Genomic DNA, 15,233 nt, shown 5'->3' on the forward strand with positions numbered 1-15,233 from the left:
GCGGTGCCATGCTGGGCGTTGTTCCATCGGTGCGGACTCGCCTAGACTCCGCCGATGCCGACCCTTCAGGTCGGCATGCCCACCCCCGTAGAAATTGGCCGTCTCCCGTGCGGTCGTGCGAAGGATCTCCGTCCCGTGAATCTCGTGACACTCCTCCCGTTCATCGTGCTCATCGGGGCGATGTTCCTGATGACCCGCTCCGCGAAGAAGAAGCAGCAGGCGGCCGCGCAGATGCGCGACCACATGGCGCCCGGCGCCGGCGTCCGCACCATCGGCGGCATGTACGCCACGGTGAAGGAGGTCGGCGAGGACACCGTCACCCTTGAGGTGGCCCCCGGCGTCCACGCGATCTACGCGAAGAACGCCATCGGCGCCGTCCTGGAGGACGCGGAGTACAACCGCATCGTCCACGGCGCCAGTGATGATCTGACGATCGACACGCCGGTCGTTCCGGACGACGCCTCCTCGCTGACCCTGGACAAGGACGCGGACAAGGGCGCGGACGAGGCCGAGGCCCCGAAGCTGGACCTGGGCAAGAAGGACGAGCCCGCGGCCGAGGAGCCGAAGGACGGCCCGACCGGGCCCAAGGGCGACGAGCCGAAGGACGGCAAGGCCGACGGCGAGGCCGGCGCGAAGTAGCGCGCGGCCGGGGGACCGGGCAGGACGCCTGACCGGCGGCCGCCACGGTCCCCGTCAGTGACACTTCTGCGGGGGGCAGGGGTCCCCACCACACATTTCGTGGCCGTCCGCGCGCTGACCCGGCGCGGGGCGGTTGGACAGGGAGATACGACAAGGTGGCAGCACCGAAGAAGGGCCGGCGGCCCACGGGGGCTCAGGGGAGGCCGGGGCGCGCCCTGGCGATCATCCTGATCGCGATGGTGGCGCTCACCGCGGGGATGTTCCTCACGAAGCAGACGACTCCCCGGCTCGGCATCGACCTCGCGGGCGGTACGAGCATCACGCTCAAGGCCAAGAGCGAGCCCGGCAAGCCGGACGCGATCAACGAGACCAACATGAACACGGCGGTCGGCATCATCGAGCGCCGCGTCAACGGTCTCGGCGTGTCGGAGGCCGAGGTCCAGACGCAGGGCCGCGACCACATCATCGTGAACATCCCCAAGGGGACGAACGAGAAGCAGGCCCGCGAGCAGGTCGGTACCACCGCCCAGCTCTACTTCCGCCCGGTCCTGGCCTTCGCCGACGGCGCGCCGGCGGCCCCCGAGGCCACGCCGAGCCCCTCCGCGAGCACCTCCGGTGCCCCGAAGGCCGAGGGCAGCGGCAAGCCCAGCGCCCCGGCCACCCCGTCGTCCAGCGCCACTTCCCAGGGCCGTGTGCTCAGCGAGGCCCTCAAGGCCCCGGCCGCCACCGCCTCTCCCTCGCCCTCGGCGAGCGAGTCGAAGAAGGCAGACGACAAGGCTCCGGCCCCCACCCCGGCCCCCTCGGGCGTCGAGGCGGCCGCAGCCGACCTCCAGGCGAAGTTCGCGGCGCTGGACTGCACCAACGAGGCGCAGCGCGCCGCGGCCGGCAAGGGCGTCAAGCCCGAGGACGCGACGGTCGCCTGTGGCAAGCGCGGCGACGCCTGGGGCAAGTGGATCCTCGGCCCGGTCGGTGTGTCCGGTACGGACGTGAAGGACGCCAAGGGACAGATCAACCCCCAGACGGGGCAGTGGATCGTCACCATGCAGTTCACCGACAAGGGCGCCGACAAGTTCGCCAAGATCACCGGTGAGCTCGCCACCAAGCAGATGCCGCAGAACCAGTTCGCGATCGTGCTCGACGGCGAGGTCGTCTCCGACCCGTCCGTGAGCCAGGCGCTGACCGGCGGCAACGCCGAGATCTCCGGCGGTTTCACGCAGCAGTCCGCGATGGACCTGGGCAACATGCTCTCGTACGGCGCCCTGCCGCTGACCTTCCAGGAGGACAGCGTCACCACCGTCACCGCCGCGCTCGGCGGCGAGCAGCTGAAGGCCGGCCTCATCGCCGGGGCCATCGGCCTGCTCCTCGTGGTGATCTACCTGCTCGTGTACTACCGGGGCCTGGCCTTCATCGCCATCGTCAGCCTCCTGGTGTCCGCGATCCTCACGTACACGATCATGGCGCTGCTCGGAAAGGGCATCGGCTTCGCGCTGAACCTGCCCGCCGTCTGCGGTGCGATCGTGGCGATCGGCATCACGGCGGACTCGTTCATCGTGTACTTCGAACGCATCCGCGACGAGATCCGCGAGGGCCGCACCCTGCGTCCCGCCGTGGAGCGGGCCTGGCCGCGCGCCCGGCGCACCATCCTGGTCTCCGACTTCGTGTCGTTCCTGGCCGCCGCGGTGCTGTTCATCGTCACCGTCGGCAAGGTGCAGGGCTTCGCCTTCACCCTGGGTCTGACGACCGTGCTCGACGTGGTCGTGGTGTTCCTGTTCACCAAGCCGATCATGACGCTGATGGCCCGTACGAAGTTCTTCTCCAGCGGTCACCCCTGGTCCGGGCTGGACCCGAAGCGGCTCGGCGCCAAGCCGCCGCTGCGCCGGTCCCGCCGCACCGGCTCCGGCACCGGTTCCGTCACCGCTCCCGTCGACGTAAAGGAGGCGTGAGAGATGTCGAAGCTGGGAGATCTCGGCGCCAAGCTGTACCGCGGTGAGGTCGGCTACGACTTCGTCGGCAAGCGCTTCGTCTGGTACGGCGTTTCCATCCTGATCACCATCACGGCGATCGTGGCCCTGGCCGTTCAGGGCCTCAACATGGGCATCGAGTTCAAGGGCGGTGCGGTCTTCACCACCCCGAAGACCGCGGTGTCGGTGACCGCGGCCACCGAGGACGCCGAGAAGGCCTCCGGCCACCAGGCGATCGTGCAGAAGCTCGGCAACGGCACCCTGCGCATCCAGATCTCCAGCCTGGACCCCGCGCAGGCCAACGCCGTCAAGACCAAGCTCGCGGCCGACCTCAAGGTCCCCGAGGCCGAGATCAACGCGGACCTGGTCGGCCCCAGCTGGGGTGACCAGATCGCCAACAAGGCCTGGACCGGCCTCGGCATCTTCATGGTCCTCGTGGTGATCTACCTCGCCATCGCCTTCGAGTGGCGGATGGCCGTCGCCGCGCTGATCGCCCTGATCCACGACCTCACCATCACCGTCGGCGTGTACGCGCTGGTCGGCTTCGAGGTCACGCCGGGCACCGTGATCGGTCTGCTGACCATCCTCGGTTACTCCCTCTACGACACCGTCGTCGTCTTCGACGGTCTGAAGGAGGGCTCGAAGGACATCACCAAGCAGACCCGGTACACGTTCAGCGAGATCGCCAACCGCAGCATCAACGGCACCCTGGTCCGCTCGATCAACACCACCGTGGTGGCGCTGCTCCCGGTCGGGGCGCTGCTCTTCATCGGCGGCGGCCTCCTGGACGCCGGCATGCTGAACGACATCTCGCTGTCGCTGTTCGTCGGCCTCGCGGCCGGTGCGTACTCCTCGATCTTCATCGCGACCCCGCTGGTCGTGGACCTCAAGGAGCGCGAGCCGGCGATGAAGGCGCTGAAGAAGCGGGTGCTCGCGAAGCGGGCGGCCGCCGCTGCCAAGGGCGAGTCCGCCGAGGACGAGGGCTTCGAGGGTGCCGGGACCCCGCAGGTCGTGGCCCAGGGCCGGGCCGGGCGGCGCCGGTGAGCACGCTCTCCCCCGAGGTCCGCGAGCTGCTGCTCAGCCGGATCAAGGACGTCGCGGACTACCCGAAGCCCGGGGTGATGTTCAAGGACATCACCCCGCTGCTGGCCGACCCGAAGGCCTTCGCGGCCCTGACGGACGCGCTGGTGGAGCTGGCCGGGCGGTACGGCGCGACCAAGATCGTCGGGCTGGAGGCGCGCGGGTTCATCCTGGCGGCGCCGGTGGCGGTCCAGGCGGGCATCGGCTTCGTGCCGGTGCGCAAGGCCGGGAAGCTGCCGGGCGCGACGCTGGCGCAGTCCTACGAGCTGGAGTACGGCACGGCGGAGATCGAGGTCCACGCCGAGGACCTGTCGGCCGGTGACCGGGTCATGGTCATCGACGACGTGCTCGCCACGGGCGGCACCGCCGAGGCCTCGCTCTCGCTGATCCGCCGGGCCGGGGCCGAGGTCGCCGGAGTGGCGGTCCTGATGGAGCTGTCGTTCCTGCCGGGCCGCGAGCGGCTGGCCGGCGCCCTGGCGCAGGCCCCGCTGGACGCGCTGATCGTCGTCTGACGACGCCGACCGGGAAGCGGGCGGGTACCGGGACATACCGGTACCCGCCCGCTTCGTCGTACGCGGCCGGGCGGCGAAGGCGCCGGGACTCGGGGAACGGGCCGGGGCAACCATCGCTACCATTGGTTATCCGGACCTGACCGGGGCCCCGGATCCTCCCCCGCACTTCGTCCGGGGGACCCCCAGAGGAGCGCTCTTGCCAGACGAGGTCCAGCCACTCTCCGCCGCGCAGCCCGACCCGCAGGCCGAGCGGGCCGCGACGCCCCCCGCGACGCCCCCGCCGGCGCCTCCGGTGAAGCCCGCGCCCGTGAAGCCCGCGCCCGCGAAGTCGGCCGGGTCCTCCAACCGCGTGCGCGCCCGGCTCGCCCGCCTCGGCGTCCAGCGTTCCAACCCGTACAACCCGGTACTGGAACCCCTGCTCCGCATAGTCCGCAGCAACGACCCGAAGATCGAGACGGCCACGCTGCGCCAGATCGAGCAGGCGTACCAGGTCGCCGAACGCTGGCACCGCGGCCAGAAGCGCAAGAGCGGCGACCCGTACATCACCCACCCGCTCGCGGTGACCACCATCCTCGCCGAGCTCGGCATGGACCCGGCCACCCTGATGGCGGGCCTGCTGCACGACACCGTCGAGGACACCGAGTACGGGCTGGAGGACCTGCGCCGCGACTTCGGCGACGCCGTGGCCCTGCTCGTCGACGGCGTCACCAAGCTGGACCGGGTCAAGTTCGGCGAGGCCGCGCAGGCCGAGACCGTGCGCAAGATGGTCGTCGCCATGGCCAAGGACCCGCGCGTCCTGGTCATCAAGCTCGCCGACCGCCTGCACAACATGCGCACCATGCGCTACCTCAAGCGGGAGAAGCAGGAGAAGAAGGCCCGCGAGACGCTGGAGATCTACGCCCCGCTGGCGCACCGGCTGGGCATGAACACGATCAAGTGGGAGCTGGAGGACCTCGCCTTCGCGATCCTCTACCCCAAGATGTACGACGAGATCGTCCGCCTCGTCGCCGAGCGCGCGCCCAAGCGCGACGAGTACCTCACCGTCGTCACCGACGAGGTCCAGACCGACCTGCGCGCCGCCCGCATCAAGGCCACCGTCACCGGCCGCCCCAAGCACTACTACAGCGTCTACCAGAAGATGATCGTCCGCGGCCGTGACTTCGCGGAGATCTACGACCTGGTGGGCATCCGCGTCCTCGTGGACACCGTCCGGGACTGCTACGCGGCCCTCGGCACGGTGCACGCGCGCTGGAACCCGGTCCCCGGCCGGTTCAAGGACTACATCGCGATGCCCAAGTTCAACATGTACCAGTCGCTCCACACGACGGTCATCGGCCCCAGCGGCAAGCCCGTCGAACTCCAGATCCGCACCTTCGACATGCACCGGCGCGCCGAGTACGGCATCGCCGCGCACTGGAAGTACAAGCAGCAGACCGTCGCCGGCACCTCCAAGGTCCGCACCGACGTCCCGCAGGCGGCCAAGGGCAGCGCCGGGCAGGACACGGTCAACGACATGGCCTGGCTGCGCCAGCTGCTCGACTGGCAGAAGGAGACCGAGGACCCGGGCGAGTTCCTCGACTCGCTGCGCTTCGACCTCTCCCGCAACGAGGTCTTCGTCTTCACGCCCAAGGGCGACGTCATCGCCCTGCCGGCCGGAGCCACCCCGGTGGACTTCGCGTACGCCGTCCACACCGAGGTCGGCCACCGGACCATAGGCGCACGCGTCAACGGCCGCCTCGTCCCGCTCGAATCGACCCTGGACAACGGCGACCTCGTCGAGGTCTTCACCTCCAAGGCCGAGGGCGCGGGCCCGTCCCGCGACTGGCTGGGCTTCGTCAAGTCCCCGCGCGCCCGCAACAAGATCCGCGCCTGGTTCTCCAAGGAGCGCCGCGAGGAGGCCATCGAGCACGGCAAGGACGCCATCGCGCGGGCCATGCGCAAGCAGAACCTGCCGATCCAGCGCATCCTCACCGGCGACTCGCTGGTCACCCTCGCGCACGAGATGCGCTACCCCGACATCTCCTCCCTGTACGCGGCGATCGGCGAGGGCCACGTGGCCGCGCAGGGCGTCGTACAGAAGCTGGTGCAGGCCCTCGGCGGCGAGGAAGCGGCCAACGAGGACATCGAGGAGAGCGTCCCGCCCTCCCGGACCCGGGGCTCGCGCCGCAAGAACGCCGACCCGGGCGTGGTCGTCAAGGGCGTCGACGACGTGTGGGTCAAGCTGGCCCGCTGCTGCACCCCGGTGCCGGGGGACCCGATCGTCGGCTTCGTCACGCGCGGCAGCGGCGTATCGGTCCACCGCGCGGACTGCGTCAACGTGGACTCCCTCTCCCAGGAGCCCGAGCGGATGCTGGAGGTCGAGTGGGCCCCCACCCAGTCCTCGGTCTTCCTCGTCGCCATCCAGGTCGAGGCCCTGGACCGCTCCCGGCTGCTGTCGGACGTCACCCGCGTCCTGTCGGACCAGCACGTGAACATCCTCTCGGCGGCCGTCCAGACCTCCCGCGACCGCGTCGCCACCTCCCGCTTCACCTTCGAGATGGGCGACCCCAAGCACCTGGGTCACGTCCTGAAGGCCGTACGGGGTGTGGAAGGCGTCTACGACGTCTACCGTGTGACGTCTGCAAGGAGGCCGTGACCAAGGCCTGACCGCCGCTCTCCCGCAGCACGCACAGGAGATGGGCATGGGCCGGCTGCGGCTGGTCCGCAACCGGGCGCGCGCCGTACGTGGGACGCCGGCCGGCCGGGCCCGTCCTGGCGGCGGACATCCGCTCCGCGATGGTCGTCGCGGGGCTCGGGCTCGCCCGTACGCTCCGCGCCGCGGGGTACACCCGTGACGCTGCTCCAGGACGGCAGCCGGGCCGTCCCGTGAGCCCAGGAACGCGCGAACGCCCCGGTACGGGGAACCGTACCGGGGCGTTCGCATCATCCGGAGGGCGTCAGCCGCCGAACTCCTCCAGCCCCTTCAGGGCCTGGTCGAGGAGGGCCTGGCGGCCCTCCAGCTCGCGCGAGAGCTTGTCGGCCTTCGCGTTGTTGCCCGCCGCGCGGGCCGCGTCGATCTGCTCACGCAGCTTGTCGACCGCCGCCTGGAGCTGACCCGTCAGACCGGCCGCACGGGCCCGCGCCTCGGGGTTCGTACGGCGCCACTCGCCCTCCTCGGCCTCCTGGATCGCCCGCTCCACCGCGTGCATCCGGCCCTCGACCTTCGGCCGGGCGTCGCGCGGCACGTGGCCGATGCCCTCCCAGCGCTCGTTGAGGGAGCGGAACGCGGCCCGGGCCGCCTTCAGGTCCGTGATCGGGACGAGCTTCTCGGCCTCCTCGGCCAGCTCCTCCTTCAGCTTCAGGTTCTCCACCTGCTCGGCGTCGCGCTCCGCGAACACCTCGCTGCGCGCCGCGAAGAACACGTCCTGCGCACCGCGGAAACGGTTCCACAGATCGTCCTCGGACTCGCGCTGCGCCCGGCCCGCCGCCTTCCAGTCCGCCATCAGCTCGCGGTAGCGGGCGGCCGTCGGACCCCAGTCGGTCGACTTCGACAGCGACTCGGCCTCCGCGACCAGCTTCTCCTTGACCTTGCGGGCGTCCTCGCGCTGCGCGTCGAGCGAGGCGAAGTGCGCCTTGCGGCGCTTGGAGAAGGCGGAGCGGGCGTGCGAGAAGCGGTGCCACAGCTCGTCGTCCGACTTGCGGTCCAGGCGCGGCAGACCCTTCCAGATGTCCACCAGGGCCCGCAGCCGCTCGCCGGCGCTGCGCCACTGGTCGCTCTGCGCCAGCTGCTCGGCCTCGGCCACCAGCGCGTCCTTGGCCGCACGGGCCTCGTCCGTCTGCTTGGCCTTCTGGACCTTGCGCTCCTCGCGCCGCGAGTCCACGGTCGCCACCAGCTTGTCCAGCCGGACGCGCAGGGCGTCGAGGTCGCCCACGGCGTGGTGCTCCTCCACCTGCGTGCGCAGGTGGTCGATGGCCGTCTGCGCGTCCTTGGCGGACAGATCGGTGGTCCGCACCCGCCGTTCGAGGAGGCCGATCTCGACCACCAGGCCCTCGTACTTGCGCTCGAAGTAGGCCAGGGCCTCCTCGGGGGTGCCCGCCTGCCAGGAGCCGACGACCTTCTCGCCCTCGGCAGTACGCACGTACACGGTGCCCGTCTCGTCGACGCGGCCCCACGGGTCGCTGCTCACAGCGCCTCCTCCACCTGATGCCTGCGAGGGGTTCACCCCCTGGGCATCGTCCACAGTTTCCTGGGGCGGGCAGCGCCCGCCCTGCACAACGCCAACATAGGCGACCGCCGGGCCGGCTGTCCGCATCCCGCACGACGGAATATCGCCGTACGGGCCGGACGCCGGCCGGGCCCGGGGCCGCCGGAACCCGTCAGTTCTGGGTAACGGCGCCCTTCTGGATGGTCACCGGGGTCTTGGGGGCCCCGTCCTGGCCGCCGTCGGCCGTACCGGCCTTGGCCACCTCCTCCAGCGCCTTCAGACCCGCCGCGTCGATCTTGCCGAACGGCGTGTACGAGGGCGCCAGCGGGCTGTCCTTGTAGACCAGGAAGAACTGGCTGCCGCCGCTGTGCGGCTGGCCGGTATTGGCCATCGCCACCGTGCCCGCCGGGTAGATCACCTGACCCTGCTCGTTCGGCTTGCCCAGCGAGTCGAGGTTCTCGTCCGCGATGGTGTAGCCGGGGCCGCCCATGCCCGTGCCCTCCGGGTCGCCGCACTGCAGGACGAAGATCCCGGAGGTGGTCAGGCGGTGGCACTTGGTGTTGTCGAAGAAGCCCTTGTCCGCGAGCGACTTGAACGAGTTGACGGTCTCCGGCGTCTTCGCCGCGTCCATCTCGAACTTGATCTCACCCGCGGTGGTCTTCAGGTCGAACGTGTACTTCGCGTTCTTGTCGATCGCCATCGCCGGCGCGGGCGAGGTCTTCGGCGAGGGCGCTGGCGAGGCCGACGGGTTCGCCGCCGGGTCCGCCGCGCTGTCCTTCTTGTCCTTGTCGAAGACGCCGCCCACGACGAGGCCGACCAGCGTCGCGACCACCACGGCCACCGCCGCGCCGATCACCGCCGCCCGCTGCCGCGTCTTGCGGCGGGCCTCGGCCCGGCGCTTCTGCTGACGCTCGTACTTCTCCCTGGCGAGCTGTCGCCGCCGCTGATCGCTCGTGACCACCGGGTCGTCTCCTTGTACGTGTAGGGCACCGCTGTCCGGGCTCGGTAAGGCCGTACCGTATATGGGTTCGCTGTGGAACGAGCGGCGCCGGTAGGCTCTGAACAGCGGCATTCCGATCAGGCCGCCGCCGAAGCTCCCGACGGACGACGATTGAGGACGAACGTGCTGATTGCCGGGTTCCCCGCCGGGGCCTGGGGGACCAATTGTTACGTGGTCGCCCCCGCCGCCGGTGAGGAGTGCGTGATCATCGACCCGGGCCACCAGGCCACCTTGGGCGTCGAGGAAACGCTGAAGAAGCATCGGCTCAAGCCCGTCGCGGTCGTCCTCACCCACGGCCACATCGACCATGTGGCCTCGGTGGTCCCGGTCTGCGGAGCACATGACGTCCCGGCGTGGATCCACCCCGAGGACCGCTTCATGATGAGCGACCCGGAGAAGGCCCTGGGCCGCTCCCTGGGAGCGCAGCTGATGGGCGAGCTCACCGTGGGGGAGCCCTCCGACGTGAAGGAGCTCACCGACGGCGCGAAGCTGGCGCTGGCGGGCATGGAGCTCACCGTGTCGCACGCGCCCGGGCATACCAAGGGGTCGGTGACCTTCGGGATGCCCGAGGCGGGGGACATCCCCCCGCTGCTGTTCTCGGGCGACCTGCTCTTCGCCGGCTCCATCGGACGTACCGACTTCCCGGGCGGCAGCCACGCGGACATGCTGCAGTCGCTGGCCCGCGTGTGCCTGCCGCTCGACGACTCGACCGTGGTGCTGCCCGGTCACAACGAGCACACGACCATTGGCCGTGAGCGCGCCACCAACCCTTACCTGCGGCAGGTGGCCGCCGGCCTGGGAGACGGTTTCACGTCTCCACGACGAGGAATGTGACGAGAGTTTCGTGAGCACCTTCAAGGCCCCCAAGGGCACGTACGACCTGATCCCGCCGTACTCGGCGAAGTACCTGGCCGTCCGGGACGCCATCTCGGCCCCCCTGCGCAAGGCCGGGTACGGCTACATCGAGACGCCCGGCTTCGAGGACGTCAACCTGTTCGCGCGCGGTGTCGGGGAGTCCACCGACATCGTGACCAAGGAGATGTTCACCCTCACCACCAAGGGCGGCACCAACCTGGCCCTGCGCCCGGAGGGCACCGCCTCGGTGCTGCGCGCGGCGCTGGAGGCGAGCCTGCACAAGAAGGGCAACCTGCCGGTCAAGCTCTGGTACTCGGGCTCCTACTACCGGTACGAGCGGCCGCAGGCGGGCCGCTACCGCCACTTCTCGCAGGTCGGTGCCGAGGCGATCGGCGCCGAGGACCCGGCGCTGGACGCCGAGCTGATCATCCTGGCCGACCAGGCCTACCGCACGCTCGGCCTGCGCGACTTCCGGATCCTGCTGAACTCGCTGGGCGACAAGGAGTGCCGCCCGGTGTACCGGGAGGCACTCCAGGCCTTCCTGCGCGGGCTGGACCTGGACGAGGAGACCGTCCGCCGGGCCGAGATCAACCCGCTGCGCGTCCTCGACGACAAGCGGGCCGAGGTGCAGAAGCAGCTCGTCGGCGCGCCGATGCTGCGGGACTACCTGTGCGACGCGTGCAAGGCGTACCACGAGGAGGTCCGGGCGCTGATCACGGCCGCAGGGGTCGCCTTCGAGGACGACGAGAAGCTGGTGCGCGGGCTGGACTACTACACGCGCACCACCTTCGAGTTCGTGCACGGCGGCCTGGGATCGCAGTCGGCGGTCGGCGGCGGCGGCCGCTACGACGGCCTGTCCGAGATGATCGGCGGGCCGGCCCTGCCGTCGGTGGGCTGGGCGCTGGGCGTGGACCGTACGGTGCTGGCGCTCGAAGCGGAGGGCGTCGAGCTGGACATCCCGGCGGCCACCTCGGTGTTCGCGGTGGCGCTGGGCGAGGCGAAGCCGGTGCTGTTCGGGCTGGTCACGGAGCTCCGCAAGGCCGGTGTCGCGGCCGACATCTCGTACGGGGGCAAGGGCCTCAAGGGCGCGATGAAGGACGCGAACCGCTCCGGGGCGCGGTTCGCGGTGATCGCGGGTGACCGCGACCTCGCCGAGGGCGTCGTCCAGCTGAAGGACATGGAGTCCGGCGAGCAGTCCGCGGTCGCCCTGGCGGAGGTCGTCGAGGTCCTCCGCGCCAAGCTGGCCTGACGGCCGCCGCTTCCGGGCGCCCGCGCCGTCGGGCGCCCGGGCGCCCTCAGAGGAGGTCGTGCCGCATGGCCGTGGTCACCGCGGCCGTGCGGTCCGTCACCTCCAGCTTGCCGAAGATCCGCAGCAGGTGCGTCTTGACCGTCGACTCCGCCACGAACAGGCGGCGGCCGATCTCGGCGTTCGTCGCCCCCTCCGCGACCAGGCGCAGGACCGCCACCTCCCGGTCGGAGAGACGGGGGCGCTCGGGGCGCGTGCGCAGGCGGTCCACGAGGCGGCCCGCCACCGAAGGGGCCAGCACCGTCTCGCCCCGTACCGCCGCGCGGACGGCGTCGGCGAGCTCGGCCCGGGCCATGTCCTTCAGCAGGTAGCCGGCCGCCCCCGCCTCCACCGCCCGCAGGATGTCCCGGTCGTTCTCGTACGTCGTCAGCACGACCACCCTGACCGGCAGTCCGGCCGCGCCGATCCGGGCGATCGACTCGACCCCGTCCCCGCCCGGCATCCGCAGGTCCATCAGGATCAGGTCCAGATCGGGCAGCAGCTCCGCGGCCAGCGCCTCCGCCTGCGGACCGTTCGAGGCCTCCGCCACCACCTCCAGGTCCGGTTCGGCGCTGAGCATGCCGCGCAGGCCCTCCCGTACCACCGGGTGGTCGTCGGCCAGCAGGATGCGGATCATGTTCTGCGGCTCCTCAGAGCGTCGTCGGGAGGGTGACGGTGACCGTGGTGCCGGTGGCGCCCGGTACGGAGGTCACCGACGCCGTGCCGCCCACCTCCGCCGCGCGGGCGCGCAGCCCCCGCAGGCCGTAGCCCGGCACCGGCGCCGCCGGGTCGAAGCCGCGCCCCGTGTCCCGGACCGTGACGGTCAGGTCGCCGTCACCGTAGGCCAGGCGGACCGAGCAGCGCGCCGCCGCCCCCGCGTGCTTGGCCGCGTTCGACAGCGCCTCCTGGCAGGAGCGCAGCGCCACCACCTCCAGCGCCGCGGCCAGCGGGCGCACCCCGCCGGTCACCGACACCGCCGCCGGTGGGTCCTGCCGGGCCGCGAGACGGCGTACGGCGTCCGGCAGGGAGCCGGCGTCCAAGTCGGCGGGGGCGCCGCCCGCGACCAGGGCCCGGGCCTCGGCCAGGTTCTGCCGGGCGGTGGCCGCCATGAGGTCCAGGTGCCGGCGGGCCTGTTCCGGGTCGGTGTCCAGCTCCGACTGCACGGCCTGGACCAGCATCAGCAGGCTCGTGAAACCCTGCGCGAGGGTGTCGTGGATCTCCCGGGACATGCGTTCCCTTTCGGCGTGGGCGCCCTGCGCGGCGGAGAGCCGGGCCACCTCCTCCCGGCTGGCGTCGAGTTCGGCGATCAGCGAGGCCCGCTCCTGGCTCTGCTCGATGATGCGCACGATCCAGGCGCCGAAGAAGGAGGAGAAGGCGAAGGTGACGAAGGCGCCGACCGCGTTGATGAAGACGATGTGCCCGGCCGGCCGCCACAGCAGCGCCCACCCGGCCACCGGCAGCAGGGACACCACGGCCATCGCGCCGATCGCCCGGCGCAGCGGCAGCAGCATGAAGCAGTGCGGGGCGAGTGCGAAGGTGATCAGCCGGGTCTCGCCGACCAGGAAGGCGGCGGGCAGGAACAGCGCCAGCGTCACGCCGAGGTAGCGCAGGGACAGTCCCGGTTCGGCGCCCGGATCCTTCAGGAGCAGGGGCCGGCCGGCCCACGCGTACCAGGGGATCAGCAGCGCGAGCAGGGCCGCGGCGGGGATCCGGTAGGACAGGGCCGGGAAGTCCGCGCCCAGGACGAAGGCGACGGTCGCGGCCCACACGGAGCCGAAGTAGAGGTCCCACGGCCCGAACGCGCGGTCCCAGACGTGGGATTCGCGCGCTCCGGCCGCCCCGGTGAAGCCGTTCAGCCGTCTCGGCGGTTCTTCCACTTGAAGGTCAGCAGACACAGGACCAATCCTCCGACGACCCAGGCACCCAGGACCAAGGCGACCTTTCCGTACTCCCAGCCGCCCGCCTGCTCCAGCACGGCCGCGGATTCCGGCAGGAACACACCGCGCAGACCCTGGCACATCCACTTGAGCGGGAACAGCGCGCCGATGTTCAGCAGCCAGTCCGGGATCGTGTTGACCGGGATGAACACCCCGGAGATGAACTGGAGGATCAGGAAGGGCAGGACGACGACGGAGCTCGCGCTCTTGCCCGACCTGGGCAGACTGCTGATGGCGATGCCGAGCAGGGCGCAGCCGGTCAGCCCGAGGGCGAAGATCCAGCCGAAGGTGAGCCACTTCGCGGCCGAGGACGGCAGGTCGAGGTCGAACAGGGTGGAGCCGACGAGCAGCAGGATCGCGGTCTCGGCCAGTCCGGTGGCGAGCACCATCCAGACCTTGCCGAGGAAGTACGCGGCCGGGGGCATCGGGGTCCCGCGCAGCCGGCGCAGCACCTTCTCGTCCCGCTCGACGGCGATCGAGATGCCGAGCGACTGGAAGCTGGTGGACATGATGCCCGCGGCGACCATCCCGGCCGCGTACAGCTGGGAGGCCGTGACCCCGGTGTTCTCCACGCTCTCGCTGAAGATCGAGGCGAAGAGGGCGAGGAAGACGATCGGGAAGGCGAAGGTGAAGATCATCGCGTCGCGCTGGCGCACGAACTGCTTGATCTCCAGGGCCCCGCGGCTCAGTCCCAGGGTCCAGGCGCCGGGCAGCGCCTTCGCGGCCGCGGCGGCCCGGCCGCCGCCCGTCGCGGTCGTGGCGGTGGCTGCGGGGGTGGCGGGGGTGGCGGGGGTGCTCATCGTGCGTCCTCCAGCGGCTGCGCGGTCGTGGGTACGAGCTGGCCCGTGAGGCGCAGGTACACGTCCTCCAGGGTGGGCCGGCCGATCTTCAGCCCCGGGATCTCGCCCTCGAAGCGGGCCATGAGCTCGGCGACCGTACGGGTGGGGGTCTCTGTGGCGACGCTCTGCGGGGCGCCGTCGGCCCCGGTCCACTCGACGGTGGCGCCGGTGCCGAAGCGGGAGCGCAGCTCGGCCGGTTCGCCCTCGGCGACGACCCTGCCGCCCGCGATGACCGCGAGCCGGTCGGCGAGGGCCTCGGCCTCCTCCAGGTAGTGCGTGGTGAGGACGATGGTGGTGCCCTCGGCGGCGAGCAGCCGGATCAGGTCCCAGAACTGCCGCCGGGCCGCCGGGTCGAAACCGGTCGTCGGCTCGTCGAGGAGCAGCAGCTCGGGATCGCCGATGACGCCGAGCGCCACGTCGAGCCGGCGCCGCTGCCCGCCCGAGAGGCCCTTCACCCGCTGGTCGCGCTTGGGCTCCAGACCGACCAGGGCGATGACCTCGGCCGGGTCGCGCGGGGCCGGGTAGTAGCGGGCGAAGTGCTCGACCGTCTCCCGTACCGTCAGTTCGGCGGGCGCCGACTCGTCCTGCCAGACGATCCCGACGCGCGAGCGCCAGGCCCGCCCGGCGGTGGCCGGGTCCGCGCCGAGCACGCTGACCTCGCCCCCGTCCCGTTCCCGGTGGCCCTGAAGGATCTCCACCGTCGTGCTCTTGCCGGCGCCGTTGGGCCCGAGGAGCCCGAAGACCTCGCCCTGCCGGATCGTCAGATCGAGTCCGTCCACCGCGGTGACCTCGCCGTACTGCTTGCGAAGCCCCCGTACTTCCACCGCGTTCTGTGTCATGTCCCACATGGTGTGGCGGAACGCGGGCCACCGGTCCCCCCGTGCGTACGTCCTTATGTCCATCGAACGGTGGACACACAGCTCCGTACGGCACAATGGCCG

The 15,233-nt window shown here is 71.2% G+C and carries 13 protein-coding genes; 7 read left to right on the forward strand and 6 right to left on the reverse strand.

Features of this window, described 5'->3' with window-relative positions; translation table 11 throughout:
* Positions 1-135: 135 nt before the first annotated feature.
* The 5 genes from yajC to CP980_RS27140 all read left to right on the forward strand — a co-directional run bounded on the left by yajC (position 136) and on the right by CP980_RS27140 (position 6,827).
* Positions 136-639 (forward strand): preprotein translocase subunit YajC, encoded by a 504-nt coding sequence (gene yajC / locus CP980_RS27120; protein WP_099893741.1) that lies wholly within the window; start codon positions 136-138, stop codon positions 637-639.
* 155 nt (positions 640-794) lie between these two features.
* A complete protein-coding gene (secD, locus tag CP980_RS27125; RefSeq protein ID WP_099893742.1) occupies positions 795-2,582 on the forward strand; it encodes a protein translocase subunit SecD in 1,788 nt (595 codons plus the stop codon).
* Positions 2,583-2,585: 3 nt separating this feature from the next.
* Positions 2,586-3,644 carry a protein translocase subunit SecF gene (secF, locus tag CP980_RS27130; protein WP_132761139.1) on the forward strand — a complete coding sequence of 353 codons (1,059 nt, stop codon included), beginning with the start codon at positions 2,586-2,588 and terminating at the stop codon, positions 3,642-3,644.
* Positions 3,641-4,192 carry an adenine phosphoribosyltransferase gene (locus tag CP980_RS27135; protein WP_132761140.1) on the forward strand — a complete coding sequence of 184 codons (552 nt, stop codon included), beginning with the start codon at positions 3,641-3,643 and terminating at the stop codon, positions 4,190-4,192. Before secF ends, CP980_RS27135 begins: the two co-directional genes overlap by 4 nt.
* 196 nt (positions 4,193-4,388) lie before the next feature.
* Positions 4,389-6,827, forward strand: coding sequence for a RelA/SpoT family protein (locus CP980_RS27140; RefSeq protein ID WP_099893745.1), 2,439 nt, complete (start codon positions 4,389-4,391; stop codon positions 6,825-6,827).
* 301 nt (positions 6,828-7,128) lie between these two features.
* Here CP980_RS27140 and CP980_RS27145 read toward each other — a convergent pair whose 3' ends face one another.
* Positions 7,129-8,358: a DUF349 domain-containing protein gene (locus CP980_RS27145; RefSeq protein WP_150529264.1), complete on the reverse strand. Its 1,230-nt coding sequence runs from the start codon at positions 8,356-8,358 to the stop codon at positions 7,129-7,131.
* A 190-nt stretch (positions 8,359-8,548) separates the two neighbouring features.
* Positions 8,549-9,337, reverse strand: coding sequence for a peptidylprolyl isomerase (locus CP980_RS27150; protein WP_132761142.1), 789 nt, complete (start codon positions 9,335-9,337; stop codon positions 8,549-8,551).
* A gap of 162 nt (positions 9,338-9,499) precedes the next feature.
* On the opposite strand from CP980_RS27150, the gene CP980_RS27155 reads away from it, so the two are divergent.
* Positions 9,500-10,210, forward strand: coding sequence for an MBL fold metallo-hydrolase (locus CP980_RS27155; protein ID WP_150529265.1), 711 nt, complete (start codon positions 9,500-9,502; stop codon positions 10,208-10,210).
* Between the two features lie 10 nt (positions 10,211-10,220).
* Positions 10,221-11,480: a histidine--tRNA ligase gene (hisS, locus tag CP980_RS27160; protein WP_132761144.1), complete on the forward strand. Its 1,260-nt coding sequence runs from the start codon at positions 10,221-10,223 to the stop codon at positions 11,478-11,480.
* 46 nt (positions 11,481-11,526) lie between these two features.
* Here hisS and CP980_RS27165 read toward each other — a convergent pair whose 3' ends face one another.
* The 4 genes from CP980_RS27165 to CP980_RS27180 are packed head-to-tail and all read right to left on the reverse strand — an operon-like array spanning position 11,527 to position 15,131.
* Complete coding sequence (locus CP980_RS27165) at positions 11,527-12,153, reverse strand: response regulator (protein WP_132761145.1); 627 nt, start codon at positions 12,151-12,153, stop codon at positions 11,527-11,529.
* A 13-nt stretch (positions 12,154-12,166) separates the two neighbouring features.
* Entirely contained in the window at positions 12,167-13,411 is a 1,245-nt protein-coding gene (locus tag CP980_RS27170) for a sensor histidine kinase (protein WP_132761146.1), read from the reverse strand.
* On the reverse strand, positions 13,369-14,253 hold the full coding sequence (locus CP980_RS27175) for an ABC transporter permease (protein WP_150529266.1): 885 nt from the start codon (positions 14,251-14,253) through the stop codon (positions 13,369-13,371). The genes CP980_RS27170 and CP980_RS27175 overlap by 43 nt, the downstream gene beginning before the upstream one ends.
* Positions 14,250-15,131: an ABC transporter ATP-binding protein gene (locus tag CP980_RS27180; protein WP_132761148.1), complete on the reverse strand. Its 882-nt coding sequence runs from the start codon at positions 15,129-15,131 to the stop codon at positions 14,250-14,252. The genes CP980_RS27175 and CP980_RS27180 overlap by 4 nt, the downstream gene beginning before the upstream one ends.
* Positions 15,132-15,233: the final 102 nt, after the last annotated feature.

Origin of the sequence: Streptomyces vinaceus, assembly GCF_008704935.1 — a bacterium.
Taxonomy (GTDB): Bacteria; Actinomycetota; Actinomycetes; order Streptomycetales; family Streptomycetaceae; genus Streptomyces; species Streptomyces vinaceus.

Coding starts and splice junctions, on each gene's coding strand:
- secF (WP_132761139.1), top strand. CDS start 2,586: ATGTCGAAGCTGGGAGATCTCGGCGCCAAGCTGTACCGCGGTGAGGTC.
- CP980_RS27165 (WP_132761145.1), bottom strand. CDS start 12,153: ATGATCCGCATCCTGCTGGCCGACGACCACCCGGTGGTACGGGAGGGC.
- CP980_RS27175 (WP_150529266.1), bottom strand. CDS start 14,253: ATGAGCACCCCCGCCACCCCCGCCACCCCCGCAGCCACCGCCACGACC.
- CP980_RS27180 (WP_132761148.1), bottom strand. CDS start 15,131: ATGACACAGAACGCGGTGGAAGTACGGGGGCTTCGCAAGCAGTACGGC.